General features: G+C 39.8%; 22 protein-coding genes. 16 read left to right on the top strand and 6 right to left on the bottom strand.

The genetic code is table 11. The features are described from left to right. Positions 1–67: 67 nt before the first annotated feature. Positions 68–274 carry a helix-turn-helix domain-containing protein gene (locus tag H6A13_RS03495; protein WP_087151957.1) on the bottom strand — a complete coding sequence of 69 codons (207 nt, stop codon included), beginning with the start codon at positions 272–274 and terminating at the stop codon, positions 68–70. A gap of 370 nt (positions 275–644) precedes the next feature. Between H6A13_RS03495 and H6A13_RS03500 the strand changes: the two genes are divergently transcribed. After that, positions 645–2,399 carry a hypothetical protein gene (locus H6A13_RS03500; protein ID WP_204908241.1) on the top strand — a complete coding sequence of 585 codons (1,755 nt, stop codon included), beginning with the start codon at positions 645–647 and terminating at the stop codon, positions 2,397–2,399. A gap of 90 nt (positions 2,400–2,489) precedes the next feature. Here H6A13_RS03500 and H6A13_RS03505 read toward each other — a convergent pair whose 3' ends face one another. Together H6A13_RS03505 and H6A13_RS03510 are read right to left on the bottom strand one after the other, a co-directional pair. Beyond that, a complete protein-coding gene (locus tag H6A13_RS03505; protein WP_087151959.1) occupies positions 2,490–3,221 on the bottom strand; it encodes a hypothetical protein in 732 nt (243 codons plus the stop codon). Positions 3,222–3,247: 26 nt separating this feature from the next. After that, positions 3,248–3,565, bottom strand: coding sequence for a helix-turn-helix domain-containing protein (locus H6A13_RS03510; RefSeq protein ID WP_087151960.1), 318 nt, complete (start codon positions 3,563–3,565; stop codon positions 3,248–3,250). A gap of 715 nt (positions 3,566–4,280) precedes the next feature. Here H6A13_RS03510 and H6A13_RS03515 point away from each other — a divergent pair. From H6A13_RS03515 to H6A13_RS03580, 14 genes are all read left to right on the top strand, one after another. Continuing rightward, entirely contained in the window at positions 4,281–5,441 is a 1,161-nt protein-coding gene (locus tag H6A13_RS03515) for a transposase (protein ID WP_204908242.1), read from the top strand. A gap of 12 nt (positions 5,442–5,453) precedes the next feature. Continuing rightward, positions 5,454–6,491 carry a YqaJ viral recombinase family nuclease gene (locus tag H6A13_RS03520; protein ID WP_243424717.1) on the top strand — a complete coding sequence of 346 codons (1,038 nt, stop codon included), beginning with the start codon at positions 5,454–5,456 and terminating at the stop codon, positions 6,489–6,491. Next, positions 6,491–6,901 (top strand): DUF7768 domain-containing protein, encoded by a 411-nt coding sequence (locus tag H6A13_RS03525; protein WP_087151963.1) that lies wholly within the window; start codon positions 6,491–6,493, stop codon positions 6,899–6,901. The genes H6A13_RS03520 and H6A13_RS03525 overlap by 1 nt, the downstream gene beginning before the upstream one ends. Beyond that, entirely contained in the window at positions 6,864–9,098 is a 2,235-nt protein-coding gene (gene recD2 / locus H6A13_RS03530; protein ID WP_204908243.1) for an SF1B family DNA helicase RecD2, read from the top strand. The genes H6A13_RS03525 and recD2 overlap by 38 nt, the downstream gene beginning before the upstream one ends. An 80-nt stretch (positions 9,099–9,178) precedes the next feature. Next, complete coding sequence (locus tag H6A13_RS03535; RefSeq protein WP_087151965.1) at positions 9,179–10,042, top strand: hypothetical protein; 864 nt, start codon at positions 9,179–9,181, stop codon at positions 10,040–10,042. A gap of 52 nt (positions 10,043–10,094) precedes the next feature. Then, a complete protein-coding gene (locus tag H6A13_RS03540) occupies positions 10,095–11,345 on the top strand; it encodes a DNA primase (RefSeq protein WP_243424718.1) in 1,251 nt (416 codons plus the stop codon). 12 nt (positions 11,346–11,357) lie between these two features. Further along, the gene (gene srtB / locus H6A13_RS03545; protein ID WP_204908244.1) at positions 11,358–12,155 is read left to right on the top strand and encodes a class B sortase; all 798 of its coding nucleotides are present in this window, start codon (positions 11,358–11,360) and stop codon (positions 12,153–12,155) included. 13 nt (positions 12,156–12,168) lie between these two features. Then, on the top strand, positions 12,169–12,456 hold the full coding sequence (locus H6A13_RS03550; RefSeq protein WP_087151968.1) for a hypothetical protein: 288 nt from the start codon (positions 12,169–12,171) through the stop codon (positions 12,454–12,456). A gap of 270 nt (positions 12,457–12,726) precedes the next feature. Further along, positions 12,727–14,841 carry a penicillin-binding transpeptidase domain-containing protein gene (locus tag H6A13_RS03555; protein ID WP_204908245.1) on the top strand — a complete coding sequence of 705 codons (2,115 nt, stop codon included), beginning with the start codon at positions 12,727–12,729 and terminating at the stop codon, positions 14,839–14,841. Continuing rightward, on the top strand, positions 14,792–16,021 hold the full coding sequence (locus H6A13_RS03560; protein WP_243424719.1) for a DUF6070 family protein: 1,230 nt from the start codon (positions 14,792–14,794) through the stop codon (positions 16,019–16,021). Before H6A13_RS03555 ends, H6A13_RS03560 begins: the two co-directional genes overlap by 50 nt. 20 nt (positions 16,022–16,041) lie before the next feature. Continuing rightward, a complete protein-coding gene (locus H6A13_RS03565; RefSeq protein ID WP_204908246.1) occupies positions 16,042–17,319 on the top strand; it encodes a DUF6070 family protein in 1,278 nt (425 codons plus the stop codon). Positions 17,320–17,352: 33 nt separating this feature from the next. After that, a complete protein-coding gene (locus H6A13_RS03570) occupies positions 17,353–18,204 on the top strand; it encodes a TraX family protein (RefSeq protein ID WP_204908247.1) in 852 nt (283 codons plus the stop codon). A 47-nt stretch (positions 18,205–18,251) separates the two neighbouring features. Beyond that, the gene (locus H6A13_RS03575) at positions 18,252–18,635 is read left to right on the top strand and encodes a hypothetical protein (RefSeq protein ID WP_204908248.1); all 384 of its coding nucleotides are present in this window, start codon (positions 18,252–18,254) and stop codon (positions 18,633–18,635) included. 95 nt (positions 18,636–18,730) lie between these two features. Continuing rightward, entirely contained in the window at positions 18,731–19,048 is a 318-nt protein-coding gene (locus H6A13_RS03580; RefSeq protein ID WP_087150665.1) for a hypothetical protein, read from the top strand. A 54-nt stretch (positions 19,049–19,102) separates the two neighbouring features. Here the strand turns inward: H6A13_RS03580 and H6A13_RS03585 are convergent, their stop codons facing one another. Genes H6A13_RS03585 through H6A13_RS03595 form a run of 3 tightly spaced genes read right to left on the bottom strand, consistent with a single transcriptional unit; the run spans position 19,103 to position 21,818 of the window. After that, positions 19,103–19,570, bottom strand: a complete 468-nt coding sequence (locus H6A13_RS03585; protein WP_087150683.1) for a hypothetical protein — start codon at positions 19,568–19,570, stop codon at positions 19,103–19,105. A 60-nt stretch (positions 19,571–19,630) separates the two neighbouring features. After that, positions 19,631–21,430 carry a BlaR1 family beta-lactam sensor/signal transducer gene (locus H6A13_RS03590; RefSeq protein WP_204908249.1) on the bottom strand — a complete coding sequence of 600 codons (1,800 nt, stop codon included), beginning with the start codon at positions 21,428–21,430 and terminating at the stop codon, positions 19,631–19,633. Between the two features lie 13 nt (positions 21,431–21,443). Next, positions 21,444–21,818, bottom strand: a complete 375-nt coding sequence (locus tag H6A13_RS03595; RefSeq protein ID WP_087150685.1) for a BlaI/MecI/CopY family transcriptional regulator — start codon at positions 21,816–21,818, stop codon at positions 21,444–21,446. A 153-nt stretch (positions 21,819–21,971) separates the two neighbouring features. Here H6A13_RS03595 and H6A13_RS03600 point away from each other — a divergent pair, with 153 nt between their 5' ends. Next, positions 21,972–22,391: a winged helix-turn-helix domain-containing protein gene (locus H6A13_RS03600; RefSeq protein WP_204908250.1), complete on the top strand. Its 420-nt coding sequence runs from the start codon at positions 21,972–21,974 to the stop codon at positions 22,389–22,391. Positions 22,392–22,439: the final 48 nt, after the last annotated feature.

Genomic DNA, 22,439 nt, shown 5'->3' on the forward strand with positions numbered 1-22,439 from the left:
CGTGCCAACTAAGGTATGGGTCTATTGTAATATAGATAAATACCGGTGGCAATCCCTTGGCCGCATCCTAAAAAAACAATTCTTTCCCGATGTTTTTCTTCAGAAAGTCCTGTATGGATGTAGGAGAAGTAAAATACTGCCGACCGATTTTTGTTACCGGCAATATTCCACTATCAAGCATTTCTCTTGTTTTGGTTTTACCTACTCCGAGCATCTGTGAAATCTCAAGTACGGAATAGGCCCGGAAATCATCCGGATTTATTGTTTTATTCAAAAAAACACCTCACTCTTATGTCAGATTAAAAGAGACTGCCGCCGGTTCAGTTCCTGTGCCTTTTTGTTTAAGCCACGTAGCAGGTCTGGCTGTGCCAGGATTAAGCTGCAGGTACGCGGAATGCAATACTATCTGAAGCACCTCTATGACCACTGGGGCAGGTATGAAATTGTCAAAGGACAGATATCAGGGGAAATAACCCTTTGTAAAAAAGAAACGTGAAAAATAAGTTATTTGGAATTTTTTGAATACTAATATTTCTGCTAATTAGTAGGAGACCAGCTATGAAAGATGTGACAATATAGTTTAATCCATAGTATAATTGTGTTATGAAAACAAAAGAATACAGGGAAATTAGGAGAAACAGACTATGAGTTTCCAAGAGACCTTTTCTATATCAGAGCTACAGAGAATGTGCGCAATGTCAGAATACCTTGAAGAATCAGACATTCATATGAATGATACAACTATTTCGTGGGATGGGAACATTATCTATTTTAAAAATAAAAAGCCAAAAGCAACGGGAAATGAATTTCTAATACCTATTCAGGTAAAAGGAAAAGTATTTGAATCATTGCCACAAGAAAAAAGTATACGATATTCCGTGCGTACTAGGGATTTAGAAAATTATTTAAAAAATGGTGGCACAATTTTTTTTGTAGGAGCGATTCAAAAAGAAACCGGTTCTGTTAAAATGTATGCCAAATTATTGTTACCGGTCGATCTTATGAAAATAATTAAGGATAAAGAAGAACAGGATCATATAACAATCGACTTGGCCTTAATAGAAACTTTTAAAGAACTGGAACAATTATGCGTGTTGTTTTGCGAAAATAAACCTAGGCAAGCCTATATTACAAAAGATATGCCCATACCTGATTACGATAGCGCATCTCAATTTGTTGTTTCAACATTACGGGGGAAATATACAGATCCTGCGATAGCAATGGTGAAAAATCCAATAACATATTTTTACATGAAGAAGAATGACAGGATTATTCCGATGTTGATAACGGATTTGACAACAGCAGTGCCCGGGAAAATATGGATCAGAATTGACGATAAAATTGGACAGAGCTATCCTGTTCAACGTATTTATAAAAAGAATACGACGACACTACTGATTAACGAAGCGATAGCGTTTATTTGCAATGAAGATACACAACAGCTTACCATAAAAGTCTTAGAAAGTTCAAATATAAATTTTTATGTCACTTATAAGAACGCAGAGTTAATTGTTGCATTTGCCAATGCAAGTGAATGTTGGATAGAAACTCTTCAGATTAATGAAAAAGAAATAAGATTAATACAATCAAGTTTTAGGAAAGACTTTCTTAAGTATTACGAACGTGTTTTAAGGATAGGAAAATTGGTTGATGAGTTAAAGATTTCTAAAAGGTTGTTAAAGACATCTGACGCTATGAGTGCTGAACAGTCATTACTGTTTCTGAAACGGGCCTTGATTGAAAAGAGTATTGTCTCACTTCCGTTTGCAAAAGGTGAAGAATGTAATATTTATAAACAGATAATTGGTGAAAAAAGATTGTTGTTAGAGTATGAGAAAAGTGGCGATGGATATATTGTTCGTAATTTTCTTGAAGCAGGCAAGCGCTTTGCAATATTAGTCGAAACCCCAGAAGGAGAAAAACATTGTATAAACCGCTGGTTTGCGTTACGTGGAGATGATATACAAAATATTTTATTTGATGAAAAAATGTTAATAAATGAAATGGAGAAAATCAATGAGTTTGAGCAAGGGCAGTTATTAGGATTAGTTTTGGATTGTCTTCATGCATATGATTTGGACAAGGAAACAAGAATGCTTTCATTGGCAGAAAAATTATTTACCGTGTTAAAGCAAAAGATGAAGGACGAGATGCTGCTAACAATAAATGAACTACAAATTGTAGCACGCAGGCGATCACTTAATGAAGATGAAAAAAAGTTACTGATACCGTATAAATATTCGCAGAATTTTTTCGCCAGATGTTGCGCTTGTATTTTACTTGAGGATTACGAGGAATTTAAGTTTCATGTCCAGCAATTATCTGCTGAAGATAAAAAAGAGTTTTATACATGGCCGATAATAAATTTGTTGCCGGAAGTTTTTGTAGAAAAAGAGTAACAGAAATCTATATATCCCATCATGAAAGTTGTTTACTATTTATCCCCGGATTTTTGGTAGCACACCATTTTTCCGGGGGATTAAAAGATTTTATTTTGGAGTTTCATTATCAGGATATACATATATATCTGAACAAACTTCATAAACGCCTAATAGCATTCTGATCCAATATGTTATATCAATTTTCATTCGGAAATAAGAAATAAAAATGAGCGCACAATAAATCAAAGTAGAAATAATAGGTAGAATCAATGAGTTTAAATTCGATTGTATAAACAAAATTAGATAAAAGATTCGTATCACGCCTAACAAACTTAATAGGGCAAAACATATTAACCAGAGACTGGACAAGCCTTTCAAACCACGCATCTTCTCGGTTTTTTTGCTTTGTCCATGAACCTGTGTGAAATAACTACAATAAGCATAGAAATATTCACATTGCTCTGGTGTAAAATTATTATCTTTTACATGAATATTTTTGCGAATGAAGAGTTCTTTTGCCTTCTCTTGATAAATCCTTAATTTTACAGTGTTTTTGATTACATTATTGCCGTCTAATAAAAATGTTGAGGTCATCTTGGACTGGATTTTTATGCCTTTTCCTACAATAGATGATATGGCTTGTAGCGCAAATCCAATAACGTAACACAGTAACAAAATAACTGCACAAAATAAAATTTCACTTTCGGGCAGATGGATATCATTATAGAGAATTTCTAATAATGGAAATCCCAGTATATGAATTCCGGCGATTAAAATGCCACCGCTAAATAATAAATTGAAAAAATCATATATACTAAATTTTTCTAAAACACCTTCCATTATACTCCCCTTATTTCCATTATCTTCTATTTGTGTTTTGCCGCCAGTCGGTTTAAGATAGAGATGACGGCAAGCAGATCCTCTTCATCCAACTGCTTTAGCAGCTCATTTGCCTTCTGCTGCAATGGGATGTGATGCAGCTCATCATCAAAGAATTCCATAGGGGTAACACCCAGGTAATCGCAGATATCGAGAAAGTGGTTCATTTTGGGGAGATTGCGTCCGGACGTAATGGACTGGATATACGTCTTATTCCGTCCAAGATCCAGACTCATCTGATATTCTGACACATTTTTCTTCAAACGAAGTTCTGTTATGCGGTCCGCAATAAATTTAGAATCCAAAATATCACCTCTTTCTACTTTGAAATTTTATACTATTTACAGACATGAAATTACGGAATAAAATATATGTATATTCTTTGAAATTCAAAATAAGATGTTTTAAAAACAGAATATTATATGATTTATAGTTCCGGTATGTCAGGAAATTATGCAATAGGGGGAGTGACGGAAGTGAGGGTAACAGGAACACAGAAGGAAGTGGACTGGATGCTTCAGACATTATCAAACGGATGTGAGAATTGTCCATTTTTCACAGAATGTAATAGTCAGGCCGTAATGGAAGCCGCAGAACGACAAGACGGATATTCCGAGCTAAGCTGCTGTGACTTTTTGCGGAAAAAGATTGAGATTATTATTGAGAATAAATAACATGATATATGGATTTGAATAATTGACACACACTATATATTGTGTTAGTATACGAGTGTATTATTGTTTATGCGTACCCCTGGCGGGGAAGTTCTGGGATAGATGAGAATCCCGGGCATGAAAGATGACAGGATGATCTGTCATCCGAGCATAGGTTGTTTATGATTGTAGATAGGTGCCGTAGACTGCCCGCGTGGGTGTTTATGGCGTTTTTTATATTTAGGCAGATCTGCTACAACGATAAGAATGGATAAGAACGAGTATGTTTTGTCCATTCTTTTTTTATTGTCAGAAACAGCTTCGTGCTGTTGATGAATAAATCATTATATGAAAGGTGGAAAGAAACATGAATGAAGCAAATGTGTACGCGGATGGGTTCTGTACTCAGTTCGCAGAAGAAGGGGATCTGATGGAATTCCTGCGGAACCGGATGAATCATTGTAAATGGCTGCGAAAACCGACAAAAGCGCTGCGGCTGATCCCTATGGAGGACGAGAAGGTGAAGAAAGCGTATGCGGGGCTTCCCCAGTATGAGGAAATCCTGTCAGATACGAAAAATCACACACAGTTGATGCTGAAAGTGCCGGGAACTGATTTCCCAGGTGAATATCTTCCGGTTAGAGACTGCGCCATCCATACAATCTTATCCCGGGCGGGAGTCAAAGGAGACGGATTAAAACGTCTGGATCGGAAACGGTATGCCCGGATTGTGAATATGTGCCTGCAGACTGCAAAAGGATTATCATTGATCCGGCTGTCTGATGGAAAGGTGGCGGCTGTTCATGGTGGAGATGTGACGGATTATAAAATCCTGAATATGGAACAGATCTTTCAGGAGACGATCTTCTATCTCTATAAGAACTATCCTGGAACAAAGTATATTGAGTCTTCTGGCTCATATGATCACTCTTCCGCCACGGCTATGTGGGAACTTTCAGGAAATCCGGAACTTGTGGATGCCTACCAGAGTGCTTTGAAACAGTACGGAATTAAGCGCCAGGTTTATGCACCGGCACTTAGGCTTTCTACATCTGATGTGGCGGCTAAGAGCGTTACAATCAGTCAGATGCTGCTCTGTGACAGCAATAACCAGGTAATCAACCTGGGAGATCCGATTCGCATTTCCCATTCCGGGGAAGCAGATATTGAGTATTTCAAGGAACAGTTAAATCAGATTTATTCCCGTTATAAACAGGCAATCGAAAATTTGGAGAAATTACTTGAGATTCCGATTGAACATCCGGTTAATACTATGATCGGTCTGATCAACAAGCTGGATATTGGAAAAAAGATCGGGAGCGAGGCGGTTGACCTCTTTGTGGCACAGAGCGGGGAAGGACCTACGAATGCGCATGAAATCTATTATGCGTTGAATGAGGCGCTTTTCTTTGCGGCCTGCAGAGGAAGTGGCAATGCCCAGCTCTTAAGGCTGGAGGAAAAACTGATGAGAATGCTGAAGTATGACTGGAGCGAATTTGATGTATCCGGAACCGTTGCATGGAAATAAAGGAGGACATAGATGCTGAATTTAAACTATGAACCAAACATTATTAAGAGTACAGCAAATCTGACAAGGGAGGAATGGCTGAAGGACCGTCGGCTTGGAATCGGAGGCAGTGAGGCTTCGATTGTGATGGGAGTTTCCCCTTGGGCTACAAGAAGAGATCTCTACTACGATAAGATCGGATGGAAACCGATCCGGATCGATCCAGAGGAGGACAACTGGGTTGCGAAACAGGTCGGAAATCGTCTGGAAGAGCTGGTCGCAATGATTTTCTCCAGAAAGACTGGGTTTGAAGTATATGAGGATAAGAACATGTACAGCCATCCCCTGTATCCCTTTATGATTGCGGATCTTGATTTTGTGATTTCTTTCCCGGATGGAACAAAAGCTATTCTGGAATGTAAAACCTGTAATTATAACAGCCAGTTCAAGTGGAAAGATAATCAGGTGCCAATTAATTATGAGTGGCAGTGCCGACATTACATGGCAGTTAAAAATTATAAGGTAGCCTATATAGCCTGCCTGTATGGAAACAATGACTCGGAGTTCTTTATCCGCAGGATTGACAGAGATCTTGATCTGGAAGAACAGCTCATTGAGAAAGAGAAATATTTCTGGATGGAGCAGGTGCAGGCGAGACGGGAACCTCCGTATGAGGAGCAGCCGGATCTGGTGCTGGAGAGTATCCGCCGATATGCCGGTACGCCGGATCAGACTCTTCCGCCAATTAATCTTGAAGAAGAGGATAAGAACCAGATTGACCGCTATCTTCAGTTGGCGGAACGGAAATCACGGCTGGATGCAATGAGGAGAAAGATTGAACAGGAGCAGAAAGCCTTAAGTATTCCCTTTGTGGAGAAACTGGGGAAAAATTGTTCAGCAGTACTGTTATCTGGGAATGACAGGTACAGAATTACTTATAATCCTACCAGCAGAAAAATTGTGAATAAGGAAAATATCACAAAGCTGGAGAACCTGTATCCGGACGCCTATGCTGACGTAGTGTCTGAATCTGTCAGCCGCACCTTCCGGGTGAAAAAGGAGGCTGCCTGATGGATACAAAGGTAAAAGCATATATCTGTTCTCCGTTATCTGCGGAAACAGATCAGGAAATTCGGAAGAATATGGTGTATGCAAGACAGTGTGTGGCAGAGGTTGCAAAAGAATTCGGATACCGGGCTTATGCACCTCATGCATATTTACCGGAGCTGCTGGATGACCACGATCCGGAAGAAAGGGCGCTTGCCCTTTCTTTCGGGATATCGGTGCTGGAGCACTGCCACCTGCTTATTATCTGCGGCAGTCGGATCAGCAGCGGTATGGAGATTGAGATTAAAAAAGCATTTCAGGATCAGATGGCTGTATTCCGGTATTTTCCGGATAAAAAGGAGACGCTGATCCCGGTAAAGGATTGGAGGCAGTTGGATGAAATGCAGATTCCAGTCAAAGATATTTCAGAATGAAGCCAACGGATACACGATAGCAGCTTATTGGACTGCAGATCCTTCGATTCCGAACGAAGCAAGGAAAAAGCCGGCTGGTAACGGATTTATAATTACGGCAGTAGGGAATGATCTTCCGATGATCAAGAATCTCACATATGAGCTGACCGGATACTGGGTAAACAATCCGAAGTACGGTACGCAGTTTGAAGTAGAAACACATATGGAGATTGTAAAGAGAACGAAGGAAGGAATTATCGGCTATCTGTCATCGGGGGCTATCCGGGGGATTGGAGAAAAGACAGCGCAGGCAATCTTTGACCGTTTTGGACTGGATGCCTTGGAGATTATGGAGCAGCATCCGGAGGAACTCTTAGCAATCCGCGGAATCAATGAGAAAAAGCTGGATGAGATCAAGAGCGCTTATAATGAAAATCAGTGCTTTCGGGAGTTAATGACATTTCTTGCACCTTACAAGATAACATCAAGTCAAGTGAAGAAAATTCTTCTTGAATTTGGCTCGATGGCGCCGGAGATTATTCGGCAGCGCCCTTATAAGCTCTGCGAGATCAAAGGCTTTGGCTTCCTTACAGTTGATAAGATTGCGAAAAAGTTCAATGCGAACCTGAATGATCCCATTCGTATTGCAGGCGGTATTTCATATTTGATGAAAAAAGCGGCCAGCGAGGGGGCTCTATATTTGTATCAGAAGAGCCTTATATCGAAGGCATTGGAACTATTGAATGCGGAATTGCCCCAGCAGGCTGTAAATGAACGGCAGATCCAGAGGGTTTTGTATCAGTTGGCATTGCAGCGTGATCTTATTGTGGAGGGAAACCGTATCTATGAGTATGGTTTCTACGAAATGGAAAGGGAGACGGCAAAAATGCTTGTCGCTCATCTGCTGGATAAAGTACCGCTCTATAATGTGGAGAAAGAGCTGGAAGAAGCGCAGCAGGTGTTGAACATCCGGCTTTCAGAAGCACAGGCGAAAGCAGTACGCATGACATTCGCACATCCTGTATCTATTATCACGGGAGGACCGGGAACCGGAAAAACAACGGTATTGAAGGTGATCCTCTATATTCAGAAACAGTTGTGTGATGATCAAGTGCAGTTGATGGCTCCTACTGGGCGTGCCGCAAGGAGAATGGCAGAAAGTACAGGGGAAGAAAATGCTTCTACAATGCATTCCGCACTGGGCCTTGCAGGAGACGATGAGTTCAATGAGGATTTTGAATATCTGGATTCGAACTTCCTGTGCGTAGATGAATTTTCCATGGTAGATATGCGGCTTGCTTACGAGTTTTTCCGGCATATTAAGCGGAATGTCCGTATTCTGTGCATCGGAGATGCAGATCAGCTTCCCAGCGTAGGGCCCGGAGAAGTGTTCCGGCAGTTGATCGAATGTGGCCTGATCCCGGTTACGGTACTGGATCTGGTTTACCGGCAGGCAGAGCATATCCGAATTTATGAAAACGCACAGCGGATTAAAGATAACACCGGAGCTTTGCATACAGGAGATGATTTTCAGATCCTGGATTGCAGCGGCGCAGAAGAAACCGCTGCTTTGGTGCAGAAAGTCTTTCGGCAGGAACTTCAGGATAAAAGCATAGATGATGTTCAGGTACTGACACCCTATCGGAAACGCGGCGCTGCCAGTGTAAATGAACTGAATCAGGTGCTAAGGGAAATTGTAAATCCCCAGGACAGCCGGAAACGGACGATGACGGTTGGCAAACGAAAGTTCCGGGAAGGCGACAAGGTTATACAGACAAAGAACAGGGATCTGGTCAGTAACGGAGATATGGGGATCATCCGGCAGTTCTTTCTGGACGAGGAAGGCAGGAAAAAGGCGAAACTGTTGTTTTCGGACGACAGGGAGATGATCTATTCCGCCGAAGACATGGATGAGGTTGAGCTTGCGTATGCAACGACTGTACATAAATCACAGGGCTCAGAGTATCCCGTAGTGATCCTTCCATGGATCAAGGGTTTTTATACCATGCTGAAACGCCCAATTTTATATACTGCCGTGACCAGAGCAAAAGAAAAGCTGATTATAGTAGGGGAACAAGCTGCATTGTATCAGGCAATCCGGACGGATAACCGTGGCATGAGAAATACAATACTGGCGAAACGGATTGTGGCAGAATATCATACTGCAACTGAAAATGTACAGGAAACAGATTGTGAACAATTAAAACTGGCAATTTAATTTCCAGAAAATGAGGAAAGAGCGGATTCTATTCTATAAGGGATGATCTGCTCTTCTTTTACGAAAGGAGAAACGACAATATGAGTGAACCATTATATAACCGTTCAAAGGCAGTCGCTGCACTGAATCGGATTGATGGATTTGAGCCGATGGAGTTTGCAAGGGTGATCGATAACGAGGGAAAGGAACCACAGCTTTATCTGGATGTGAAGTTCAGGAAACTTTGGTTCCGGCTGTGTAATCCGAATGGAAAGATCAGTAAAAAGATTATTTCTCTCAATGAGAATATGGCGATCGTTGAGGCAAAAGTCTATCTGGATAAAGATGATCAGGAAGACAGCTATGTGGCCTGCGCCCTGTCTCAGAAATTTCGGACTGCTGATCCGAAGTTCGGTGATAAATTCCTGGAAACGGCGGAGACAGCCGCAACCGGACGCGCTCTTGCAGATGCCGGATACGGGATTCAGTTCATTGAAGGGGAAGAAAATGATTCCAATTTAGAGATGGAAGAACGTGATCCAAGTCCGGTGGATTCTGGTATCCCAATTCCCCAGGGTGATCCTCGTTTTGAAAACCAGAATGGTTCTCAAGGCACACAGAACCCGGAGTATTTTTCAAACACCGGATATCAGTCAATCCCACAGCCTATGTATAGAACTGCTCCTCCAAATGCGGGAACTACATATCCCCAGGGGCGGACGGCAGGGAAACAGGCACCGGCGGCTTTGGACATAAGAAAGCCTGTGGATGAGCTGATCCGTCTGTTGAATTTTGAGCAGGCAAAATCTGTTGTGATCGATGGAAACGGTGTAAATAGTGGAAAGACAATGGGGCAGCTTGCAGTAGAAAACCCCGGATCTTTGCAGTGGTATGTGAACAACTACAAAGGTCGAAACAATCTGCTCCGAGCTGCAGCACAGGTACTGCTTGAACAGGCAGCCTGAAGGTAATTGTTAAGTTGCGGCTCCCTGTGGGGAGTCGCAGAAAGGAATTGGCATGAGACACCGCGTAGAAGATTTCCCTTTTCGCATTAGGGATGTACAGGAGTTAATGGGGCTTCAGCCTGTCCGCAGTCATGCAGAGGACAGTGATTTTAACTGCATCTTCTGTGGCGGAAAGGCGAAAATGAATATTAATTATCGAAAAAACGTCTATGGATGCGTGAAATGCGGCGCAGGAGGCGGAATGTTGGGGCTTTACGCCAGTTATTATAATCTGACGGCGCGGGAAGCGTATGATGAGATTTGTGAAAAACTTATCCTTAAGGAACCGGCTAAAGCTGCAGAGTTTATTGCATGGGAAGATATGGAAAAGGCTGTGCCTGAAAGTATCAGAGCCTCAGAGGATGAGATCCATCATACATATTCGATACTGCTCTCCCACTTAACTCTTTCAAAGAAGCACTTAGAAGATTTGATGAGACGCGGATTGACAGAGGAGCAGATCCGTCACGAAGAATATCGCAGCACCCCTGTTTTCGGTTTAAAGAAGCTGACGGAGACTTTGCTTGAGGAAGGTTGTACCGTACAGGGAGTGCCGGGATTCTATCAGGACAAAAACGGACAGTGGACGCTAAATTTCCATAACAGAAATTCCGGGTTCCTGATTCCGGTCAGGACGATTGACGGAAAGATTCAGGGGATGCAGATTCGAGCGGATGAGGTGATAGAGGACCGGAAATATGTCTGGTTCTCCAGCGGCGGCCGGAATATGGGAACATCATCCGGCAGTCCGGTTCATATGATCGGTGATGCAGACGCTGAAGAAGTATATGTTACAGAAGGCCCGCTGAAAGGAACGATTGCCCACTATATGACGGGGAAAACATTCCTATGCGTAGCAGGAGTTACACAGTATAAGAAGATGCCGGAGATTTTGAAAGCATTGAAGCAGAGGAAGCTGGCACGGGTAAGCGAAGCATATGATATGGATAAACTGATCCACTGTGGTGTCCGCCCGGCGAAATGTCCTACGTGCGTCTTTCGAGGAACGTGTGAACCATACGGGGGATTTTGTTCTCTTGCTGATTCGCTTCGCAGACAGGTGGCAGAAATACATTGCCCCCACCTTCAAGTGAAACGAGATAATATTCAGCGGGGGTGTATGCATCTTTACCGGATCTGTAAGGAACTCTCACTCCCTTGCCAGAGAATGATCTGGTGTCTGGACGATAAAGGCGAGTGGAATGGCGAAAACAAGGGAATTGATGATTATTATGTGGCTCTGAAACAGTCAGAGCCACTGTGAAAGGAGAACAAGATGAAAAAGAAGTATTGGAAGTATTTTCTCATTTTTATAATATGCGCGATGGCATCCAGTGCTTTGACCTATTCAATCTGGCATCTGATGAAAGCACATCAGGATTACGAAGACAGCCGGGATGTATACGAAGAGCTGGAAGATGACTTTATCGAACGCCCAGATACTCAGGACGAAAGTCAGCCGGATACAAACGACGGGGAATACGAATATCTGCAGATAGACTTTGACGGACTACGGAAAGTCAATCCGGATGTAATTGCCTGGATTGACATTCCGGGAGCCGGGATCAGCTATCCGGTGCTTAAGGGAGAGGATAATTCATATTATCTTACACATCTGGCATCCGGACAGTTTGGGATTAGTGGAAGTATTTTTATGGATTATCATAATCGCCCGGACTTTTCGGATCAGAATACGATTATATACGGTCATAACATGAAGGATGACAGTATGTTTGGAAAACTGAATGATTACCAGGACAGAAACATATATGAGAGAAATCCCTTTTTTTATATCTATGTGCCGGGAAAAGTAATGAAATATCAGATCTTTTCGTGTTATGCGGGCTCAGTAAGCAGCGAAGCATATATCTACTCGTTTCCGGAAATATCAGATTTTATGGACTTTACAGAAGCCATCATTTCTCCTGCTGATTATGAAACAGGAGTAACTGTCGGAGAAACCGACAGAGTAGTGACATTATCCACGTGTGTCAGTTCCGGACGAAATTACCGGTATCTGGTACATGGAAAATTAACAGAAGTAAACGAGCTTAGGTATTTAGAAAAAATCTAGGGAGGAGCGATTCATGTATATACAGAATAGTGAGTTGAAGTTAGATAAAGGCATATATGCACAGAGAAAAAACTGGGATTATGAAGCAAAAATCGCGTTGGCAAAAAGGCGGATTGAAGAATGGGATGTTCATTGGGATAGCCAGGTATACCTCAGCTTCAGTGGTTTTATTAATTCAGACGGATTCGAGGACGAGACGGAGTTCGACGCATTTAATATGGAGGAACTTAAAATGTTGTATCGGGATTTTTGCAGAGAAAACGGATTCAGACAGAATACCGTATTATATGTTGAGCGGTGAATGATTTTACTCTCAGGGGAAACATATCCTCTGGGAGTTTTTGCTTCAGGTAGAAATGCAAGAATACTTGACAAATAAATCTTACAGATGTAATCTTAACTCATAATCCAGTCTGGTCAAGTAACGTGCTACGAACTTATCTTTTGTCATCCCCATTCTTTTATCGAATTCAATATTTGTCAATTCTTTTCGATATAAGAAAACAAATATGTTAGCGCGAAATCTTACAAATGTAAAATTTAAAACAGAACATTCCAAAAGGAGGTTGCCATGAAAAAAAGAAATAGAAGAAGACGAAGGAAAAAGAGCAACAAAATGATATGGATAACAGGCATATTTTTAGGAATATTTGTTTTATGCATAGTTCTCTATATAGCTGCACAGATTATTCTGAGCAGTCGAGGAAGTTCTCCAGAGGAAATATTGCTTTCCTATATGGAATGTATCTCTGAGCAGAAATATGATGAAATATATGAAATGATTGATGTACAGAGCTCTGAAAATATTACTCAGGAGAATTTTGTACAGAGAAATTCAGCAATCTATGAGGGTATTGAGGTTCAAAATATAAAAATACAGATTACAGAGTATAACGAGACGGAGAAAACGGTAAAGTATCAATCGTCTTTTGATACTGTTGCAGGAACTGTAAGTTTTGAAAATGAAGCAGTTTTTACGTCTGGTGAAGACGGGTATAAATTAGTGTGGTATGATTCTTTGATTTTTCCGGAATTAGGAGCTGATGATAAAGTCAGGATCTCTTCTACGCAGGCCGAAAGAGGACAGATTTTAGATCGTAATGGTAAAGTGCTGGCAGGAAAAGGTACGGTTTCATCCGTGGGTATTGTACCTGGGAAACTGGAAAACAGAGATCAGTCAATTCAGGAGATTGCGGATCTTCTTGGGCTTACCAAGGAAAGCATTGAGGAGAAACTGTCAGCAAACTGGGTAAAAGATGATTCCTTTGTTCCGATTAAAACAATTCCTAAAGTTGATGAATTAAGTCTATCATCACTTTCTCCTGATGAAGAAATGCTTCAGGAGAATGAGAGACAGACGAAATTACTGAATATTTCAGGAGTCATGATTTCCGATGAAGAAGTAAGATCGTATTCATTAGGCGAGGCTGCAGCACATTTGATTGGATATGTGCAGAATGTTACAGCAGAAGATCTGGAAAATCATCCGGGAGAGGGATACAGCTCTAACAGTGTGATTGGCAGAAGTGGAATAGAGTCGCTTTATGAAACAGAACTGAAAGGGAAAGATGGATGTAAGATCTATATTGTAGATTCTGAGGGAAATGAAAAGACTACTATTGCGGAGACGATAAAAGAAGATGGGGTGGATATCCGTCTGACAATCGACTCTGATCTTCAAAAAGCATTATATGAACAGTTTAAGAATGACAGAGGCTGTTCTATAGCAATGAATCCCTATACCGGTGAAGTGTTGGCTTTGGTCAGTACGCCGTCCTTTGATAATAATGATTTCATACTGGGGATGTCGGATGAACAGTGGACAGCATTGAATGAAAATGAAGATCAGCCTTTATACAACCGGTTCCGGCAGGTATGGTGTCCGGGTTCAACTTTTAAGCCGGTTGTTGCGGCGATAGGACTGAAAACAGGCACACTTGATCCAAATGAAGATTTTGGAAATGAAGGACTTTCATGGCAGAAAGATTCCTCCTGGGGTTCCTATGAAGTAACAACTTTACATGAATATGAACCCGTGATAATGAAAAATGCACTTATCTATTCAGATAACATTTACTTTGCAAAGGCTGCACTAAAAATAGGCGCCGATAACCTGATGAATTCATTAGATGAGATTGGTTTTAATCAGGAAGTACCGTTCGAGATAACAATGGCAGAGTCTCAGTATTCTAATACAGATCGCATTGAGACAGAAATACAACTTGCAGACAGTGGATATGGCCAGGGGCAGATCCTGGTAAATCCCCTTCATCTTGCGAGTATATATACCTCATTTTTAAATGATGGAAATATTATACAGCCTTATCTGCAGTACAGCGATAATCCTGCTGGAAGGATATGGATCAAGGAAGCATTTTCGTCAGAAACAGTTTCGCAGGTTATGGAGGGGCTGACAGGTGTTGTCAATGATCCAAATGGCACAGGCTATGCGGCGCACCGGGATGACATCTTACTTGCCGGAAAAACAGGAACAGCGGAGCTTAAGGAATCACAGGAGGATACATCCGGTACGGAAATCGGATGGTTTGCAGTTTTTACTGCTGATAAAAATGCAAAAACACCAATCCTTATGATCAGCATGGTGGAGAATGTAAAAGGCATAGGAGGCAGCGGTTATGTTGTATCAAAAGATAAGGCAGTTCTGGATCAATATTTTTCCGAATAAAGGTAAAAATGTAATGGTTTTATCGTTAGCCTTGTTGATGTTATGTGTTGGCTGTAAACAGAACACAGATGATGAAGATGATGAAACAGACGTAGATAAAACAGAACAGCAGATTTATGGAGAATCTGAAAAACTGGCAGAAACTTACAGAGAAATATATGAGACTGCAGTAGAACAGGGAAATTTGGATACTCTTGAAGTTCAACAGAGAATAATAAATTCTATTGGGGATTCAGGCTATGCAGCAGTAGACAGAGATGACCAGATCAATATGGTCAATTATGAACAGGTAGAAGATTTTTGCAAAAGTGCAGACGAAGGAAAGAAAGATGGTGTTACGATTATTTCTCTTAGCGGAGAGGGAGGATTTGTGCGCTATGATATGGAAACTATGAATGGGGAAATTGACGTGATTGTCAGTACATTGAGATGGGAGGAAAACGAACCGCAAGTATGCTATTACCACGAATTTACTGCACACTCATGGAAGTATACAGAAAAAGGATACTTTTTTGTCGAGGAATACCATCCGTCAGGATATGATGGCGCTCCGGGAGAACTTGCATTTCGGGTAAAACCGCTCGATCAGACTTGTCGGGAATTAAACAGGAAATATGTATATCCTGTAGGCTATGAAAGGAATAAGTTGTTAATTGTAGACTGGGATGAACAAGATTACTCTGGATTGGATTTTTATGATTTGTATGAAAGATTATATTATATAAAATATGGAACCTATGTGCCATATGAGGCCTATGAGGGGGCTGAGTATGAAGTGCCGGAACAAGAATTCGAAGGAGTGCTTCAGAGTTATTTTCAGATCGAGAGAGAACAGATTACAGCAAATACAGTGTATGAGCCAAACGAGAGCGCATACCGGTACAGGCCAAGAGGATTTAAAGACGCAGAACTGCCTTATGGACCGTATCCGGAAGTTATATCATATGAAAAACAGGAAGATGGAACCCTTCGCTTGTTTATTGAAGCGGTATGGGAACGGAAAATGACAGATTGTGCAGTTACAAGTGAGCTGGTTGTGCGTCCACTTAATGATGGCAGTTTTCAGTATGTTTCAAATAAGGTTACGGGATGGGATGACACTCTGGAGATACTATGGTACAAACCACGCCTGACGGATGAAGAATGGGAGTATTACTACGAAAACAAGCAGAATGATTAAAGTATTTTTTGGAGGACTACATGGAAGATTTAAAATGGCTGTTTAAAAAATATGGTATTCTTTTTGCAGTGCTGCTTTTAGTTATGATTCTAAGCTGTATTATGTATAACAGACAGGAAGAACATATACCAAAAACAGATAGCAACAGCGAAACAGATCTCAGAAAAACAGAAAGTAATGAATTATCAGAAGAAGAACGCTGGGAGAAAGGGTATGATCTTCCAATAGAAGAAGAAAAAAAGGAAGAAGCCGAAACGGACTGCTTTGTGATTATGGATAGACTATCCGATATTTATATGAATGCAGATAAGGGCGACGCCTCAAATGTGGTCCTGTCGGATGAAACGCTGGATCAAATGCAGGATGTGGTCGGTGAAAGTGGATCTCCGGTTATAACTTCTGAAATATACTGTACAATGAGTAATTATGAAAAAATGGATCAGTTTTTGAAAGATTGTTTGGAAGGGAAAGATACATCTATTATTTTGTACAGTCTTTTAAATAGTGGCGGAGTTTCAAGAAAAGAGTATATTTTTGACGGTTCAGAGATGTATCTTTTAACAGTAGGAGCAAGGTGGAATGATTCCTATGATCCTGTTGTATCTTCTGTATCTTACACAAGAATAAATGAATGGAAATATACAGAAAAAGGATGGTTCTGTTATGAATTGTGTGTACCGGAGCCACCAGAGGTTACAGAGATTGTTGATGGAAGTGAACTGATTAGAGTGATACCTTTATCAGAAGAGTACATAGAGTTATCTGAAAAATATGTATATCCATTATGTTATCAGGGGAATAACCTTCTATGCTCGAATTGGGATACTACAACGCTAAGTACCCTTGACTACAATGGCGTTTACGAATACTTCTATAAAATGAAATATGGAGAAGGGTTAGATCCGGGGAATTATTCAAACGGCATTCCAGCAACGGATTTTGAATGCGTCATTATGGAATATCTGCCAGTTACAGCAGAGCAAATCCGGGAATGGGGAGTGTACGATGAAGAAACACACACATACGCATGGGAAAGGCTCGGATGTGGAAATTATAATCTTTCTTATTTCGGAACGTCAGTACCGGAGGTAATAGGTGTGCGGCAAAATGAAGATGGAACTATGACACTGACTGTCGAGGCTGTATGTGAAATGGTTATTGCAAATGACGCTGTGATGACTCATGAACTTACAATACGTGTGAATGAAGATGGAAGTTTTAAATATTGGGGAAATGAGATTTTAGATGATGGAATTCAAAATATTCCAGAATATCATTATAGAATAAGCGGTGATTAATAAAGCGTATGCCAGATAAAACGGGAGGTACAAATGAGCAGCTTTGGTTTAAAAATGTTAGCTTTAGTATTGATGATTATTGATCACATAGCGCAATTTCTACCAGGAATGCCAATCTGGATGCATTGGATTGGACGGCTGGCAGCTCCTGTTTTTATCTATTGTAGTATCTGGAGCTTTACATATACCACAGATAGAAAGAAATATTTTCTGAGACTTTACCTTGCGGGAGTTGTCATGTCGTTTATACAATGGAGTCTGAATATTCCTAATAATTTTTTTCGCTCCTTGTTTAGTCTAATGGTTATCCTATACCTGATAGAATGCTATCAAAAGAACGCGGATTTTGGAAAGAAATTTGTTGTTTATTTATGCTGGCAGGCTGGAACGATTGGACTATGTGTCATCCTGTTGTCAAGTTTCTTTTTGCCAGAGACGTTTGTTGTATACGTTCTGACATCAATCATGGGAAGTATTTTCAATTTGGAAGGTGGGCTAATATATGTTCTATTGGGTGTGATTTTTTGGTTATTTAGGAATCAAAAGAAGAAATTAGTAGTGGGATTTTGCATATTTGATATAATTCTATTTGGATTAACAACAACATCCATTATTTCTTTATCACTTGGATGGTTGCGTTTTCATTTTCCAATATTGACTATTCCGGTAGAAGTTTTAGAATATCTGTTGGATACGGTTATCGGATTGCCACCGGTTGAATTAGGTGGTTCTATGTGGATGGAAAACTATGAATGGATGATGATAGGATGTTTGCCCTTTTTACTTGTGTATAACAGAAAAAGGGGAAGATCAATAAAAGGGTTCTTCTATATCATATATCCGGTTCATATCGTCTTTTTCTGGTATATTGGAAGGTTGTTATAGAGCATAGTCGTATGAAGATCTATGATACAGTAAAGAGGTGACAAACTATGGACAGAATATCAGACGCAAACGGAATTATTTGGTTATTTCTGGGAATAATGCTGTATTGCTTACTTACAGTCATATTTACTTTTGGAGTATGGGCCAAAAGTGAAAAAATATCAAGGTTTTTTTATCCTGCCGGTGTTATAGCAACTATCATGATTTTGTTTTGTGATATGCAAATTGTCTTTTTTTCTGCAGCATACGAGCCTGCTTTTATACATTTTTTGGTGTATGGAAGAGTATTTACCATAATGGGCGTTGTTATGCTTTGTGTAAGTGTTTTATTTCAAAAAAAGAATAACAAGATCCTGCGAAATATTTTACTTAATATTTCAACGATAGGTAGCTTAGTATTATTTGTTTATTTGGTACAGATTAAATATTAAACAGAAAACAGATCAAATTTACAGGATATGGAAATGCTAAAGAAATAAATAATCACTATGCAAAGCAGGTTGAGAAAGAATTAGGAGAAACCCCTTTGCCAGAAAGAACAGAGATTATTGATTCAGTCTCATTGGCAGGAAAATTAGTCGGTAATGGAAACAGTGTGCAATATTTTGGAGCAATTTTGTTGAAAAGTAAACTATCATTGAATGATTTGGAAGATTATTATTCTGTTTATCAGAAAAATGAATGGTCATATGTAGTTGAGCCGCAAGAAAACCAGATCATTACGGTGGTAGAGCATAGCAAGATAAGTTTTTCAGAAATGGTTGACGATGAAGCATACTATATTGTTTATTCATGGGGAGATGGACCGGATTTATTAGAAGAACTTGATTTTCGAGGACATTAAGTAAGTGAAAATAATAATATCTCCGCAGGAGTGATCCGCGCGGAGATATTATTATTACTTCATGTTTTTATTCATAGTATCATTAAGTATTTCTATAGCGCCATTAGAAAAATTGATTTTACGTTCGCTGAAAGTGTTACTTTCTGATTTCAAGGTAACATCAGCAATCGCAAGTTGATCGTCTTCAGAAGGAGTTTGGCCGCCCATTAATGTTGTCCATTGAATATCAATATTTTCCTCTGTAATTGGCTTATCATAATTCACAGTATATTGAATCGGTTTAAAAAATCCAGAATTAGAAGATGTATTTACTGTGATCGTATTATTATCATTTTGATAAACTTCCACAGTATAGTAAACGATATCCTTTTCTTCTGTTACATATTCTTTGTTGGGGGATATCTGTTCTTGTAGAATCAGGTCATCACTCAAAAAGTCTGTTTCGATATTATTTGATTCTGTGTGAGTGCATCCAATAAGTAAAATACACAATGATAGAATTGTTACGAGTAGTTTTTTCATATGCTTTTCCTTTTCTGAATCATAGATTAATGGCTGTTTATAGGCCCATGTATTTGATATTTATTGTTGCCAGAGATCTAATTGTGACAGGATGGATAAAGTCATTTTTGCTGCGTTGCTTCCAGTGGCATTGGTTTCAGATTGAATATTAGTGGAAAAGAAATAAGTATTATCAGGTGTTTCTATAAATCCTATAAACCAGCCGTTTCTATCCTGTCCATCTACACGTCCGGTTCCAGTCTTCCCATAAAGAGTTCCGGCACCAGAGGCGGAAAGGCAAAGACTATCTTTCACAGTTTGTATATTATCGGGATCAAAGTCAAAAGTGTTCTGATAAAAAGCGTTCAATAATTCTACTTGCTCCACAGGAGAGATCTTCAGGGAGGACTCCATCCAATAAGAGGATAGATCGGCGGAAGTATCCTGATTTCCGTATCCGATTTCCTGTATGTAGGATTGAATCCCATCTTTGCCGATCTGATCATCAAGAGTCTCAAAATACCAATTAACAGAACCGGACATTGCTGTTTGTAAAGTCTGATCCTGTTCCCATATTTCAAAAGGATAATCTTCATAATTCCATGAGATCAGGGAATCTTCTGGTGTAATAATGTCCTCTTCAAGAGCAAATAATGCATCATAAATCTTATATGTGGAATCTGGTGCTGTTCGTGTTGTGGCCATATCCATATTGTAAAGGCTCCAATGATCGCTGTTTAAATTGTATAAAACAAAACTTCCGTCATACTGTCCAAAATAGCCAGACAGATCTAAAGTTGATATATCCTGTCCGGAAGTATCCCAATGATATTTATTGTCAGCCGCTGCATATGAAGTCAGCAAGGGAGTAATTCCTATAAACATTATGGCAGTGACAGCAAAAAGGGTAATGCTCCGTATTCTTCTAAATGAAGAAGGCTTTTTGTAAGTTGCAATGTTAAGTATGCGCTGTTCCAACTGTTTTATGGTTCCCCCGAGACTGCTTGAAAAAGGGAAAGGGGAAAGAGAAATCTTCTCCGCAAAATTGATCAATGTAAATCCATAATCCTGATAAGAATCAGCATCCAGCATATTCAATACAGCACTGTCGCAGGCAACCTCACGGTCATTTCTCATAGCTCTTGCAGCAAGCCAGACGAACGGATTAAACCAATAGAGAATTCCTGCCAATAATAACAGATAATTAGAGATATTATCTTTATACCGATAGTGCTGCAATTCATGGAGCAGCATATAGCGTATCTTCTCAGACTCATAATCCGAAATCAGGTGGATTGGAAGATAAATACGTGGTCTGAACAATCCAGTGATAACAGGAGATTTCAAAAAAGCTGTACTGTAAATTGGAATCTTTTTTGCAATATGCATTTCTTCTAAGCATTTCTTATAAAGTTTTCGTACTTTGCGATTCTGTAGTGGCAGTGAAGAACGTTTTACCCTGTACAGACGGACAGAGGACTTCAAAACTAATAGAATCATTGCCAGAATACCGATGATCCAAATCCCAAAGAGCATCATTCCGATCAGGGAGGGGGTTCTACTGCTGACAGATATGGTAAAATCATTCATCCAGTCAGAGGCTGTGTCAGGCGAATTCAATGGATTTATTGTATCAACTATATTGCTTCCGGTAGTAGCTCTATTCTTAGAATGAGCAAACCAAGAATAAAGAGAGAATATCTGGTCAGACCTGATCGAAATGAATGGAGCTGCCATAAGGCACATAGGCAGGAACCACAGATTATATTGTGCCCTGCTTGTCAGATGAGTCTTCAATATTTTTTTTATGGCAAACAAAATACCGATCATGCCGCTGATCAATAAATTGCAGATCAAAAAATGTATGATAAAGTCAGTCATAGAAACCATCTCCTCACTTTGAGTTTTTTGAAAGAATGGAACGTAAATTGTTGAGTTCTGTTTCTGATAATTGATTGTTTTCTAAGTACGCCGAGAGCATTGCGCTGAAATCCCCGTTATAGAAACGATTCAGAAACGAGTTGCTCTGCTGATTGACATATTCATTTTCTTCTACCAGAGGGGTATAGACAAATACGCGCCCCTGTTTCTCGTAAGTCAATGCGCCCTTTGTCACAAGACGTTTTATAAGAGTCTGGATTGTTTTTGCACTCCATGAGGTAGTCTTCAAAAGTCGCTCCGTAATTTCATTTGTATTGATCGGGGTAAATTTCCATACAACTTTCATAACTTCAAACTCCGATTCTGAGATATGAGGTAATGCGTGCATTGTTAGACCTCCTTTTATCTTACATATGTAATAGCAATATTATACGCTAATATAAATATCATGTCAAATATATAGCTTGACTTAAAATCTTACAAGTGTAATAATATATTTAAGATGTACGTATATTAGGGATGTGATAATATCGGTAAAGTAATGATTATTTCATTTCAAGAATCTGAAGATGTTCTCATCAATAAAATATTATCTTTGATAAAGGATGAGAATAACTCTACACAAATTGTAAAAGATCCGGAAACCGTTCTGTCGTTTCCCGGATTAACAATCTATCCTTATCAATATAAGATAATGAGAAAAGAGGAAAAAATCGAATTAACACGAGCTCAATTTATAGCCATGCTGTTTTTTGCACGACATCCAGGGCAAGTTTTTAGCCATGATTACATTTATGATGCCGTACATCAATATCTTGAAGAATCGGAGACTACGAATAATACTGTTTATTGTTTAATACGTAATCTAAGAAAAAAGATTGAGCCTGATCCCAAGCATCCGATATATATTCATACAGTTCGTGGTGCTGGATATAAGTTTGAACCACTCTTAGAGAAATAACACGAAACATTCCTCTGAAAGTTTTTTGCGTTTTACGTGCAGTACACG

It is taken from the genome of Mordavella massiliensis (assembly GCF_016902415.1).
GTDB lineage: Bacteria > Bacillota > Clostridia > Lachnospirales > Lachnospiraceae > Merdimonas > Merdimonas faecigallinarum.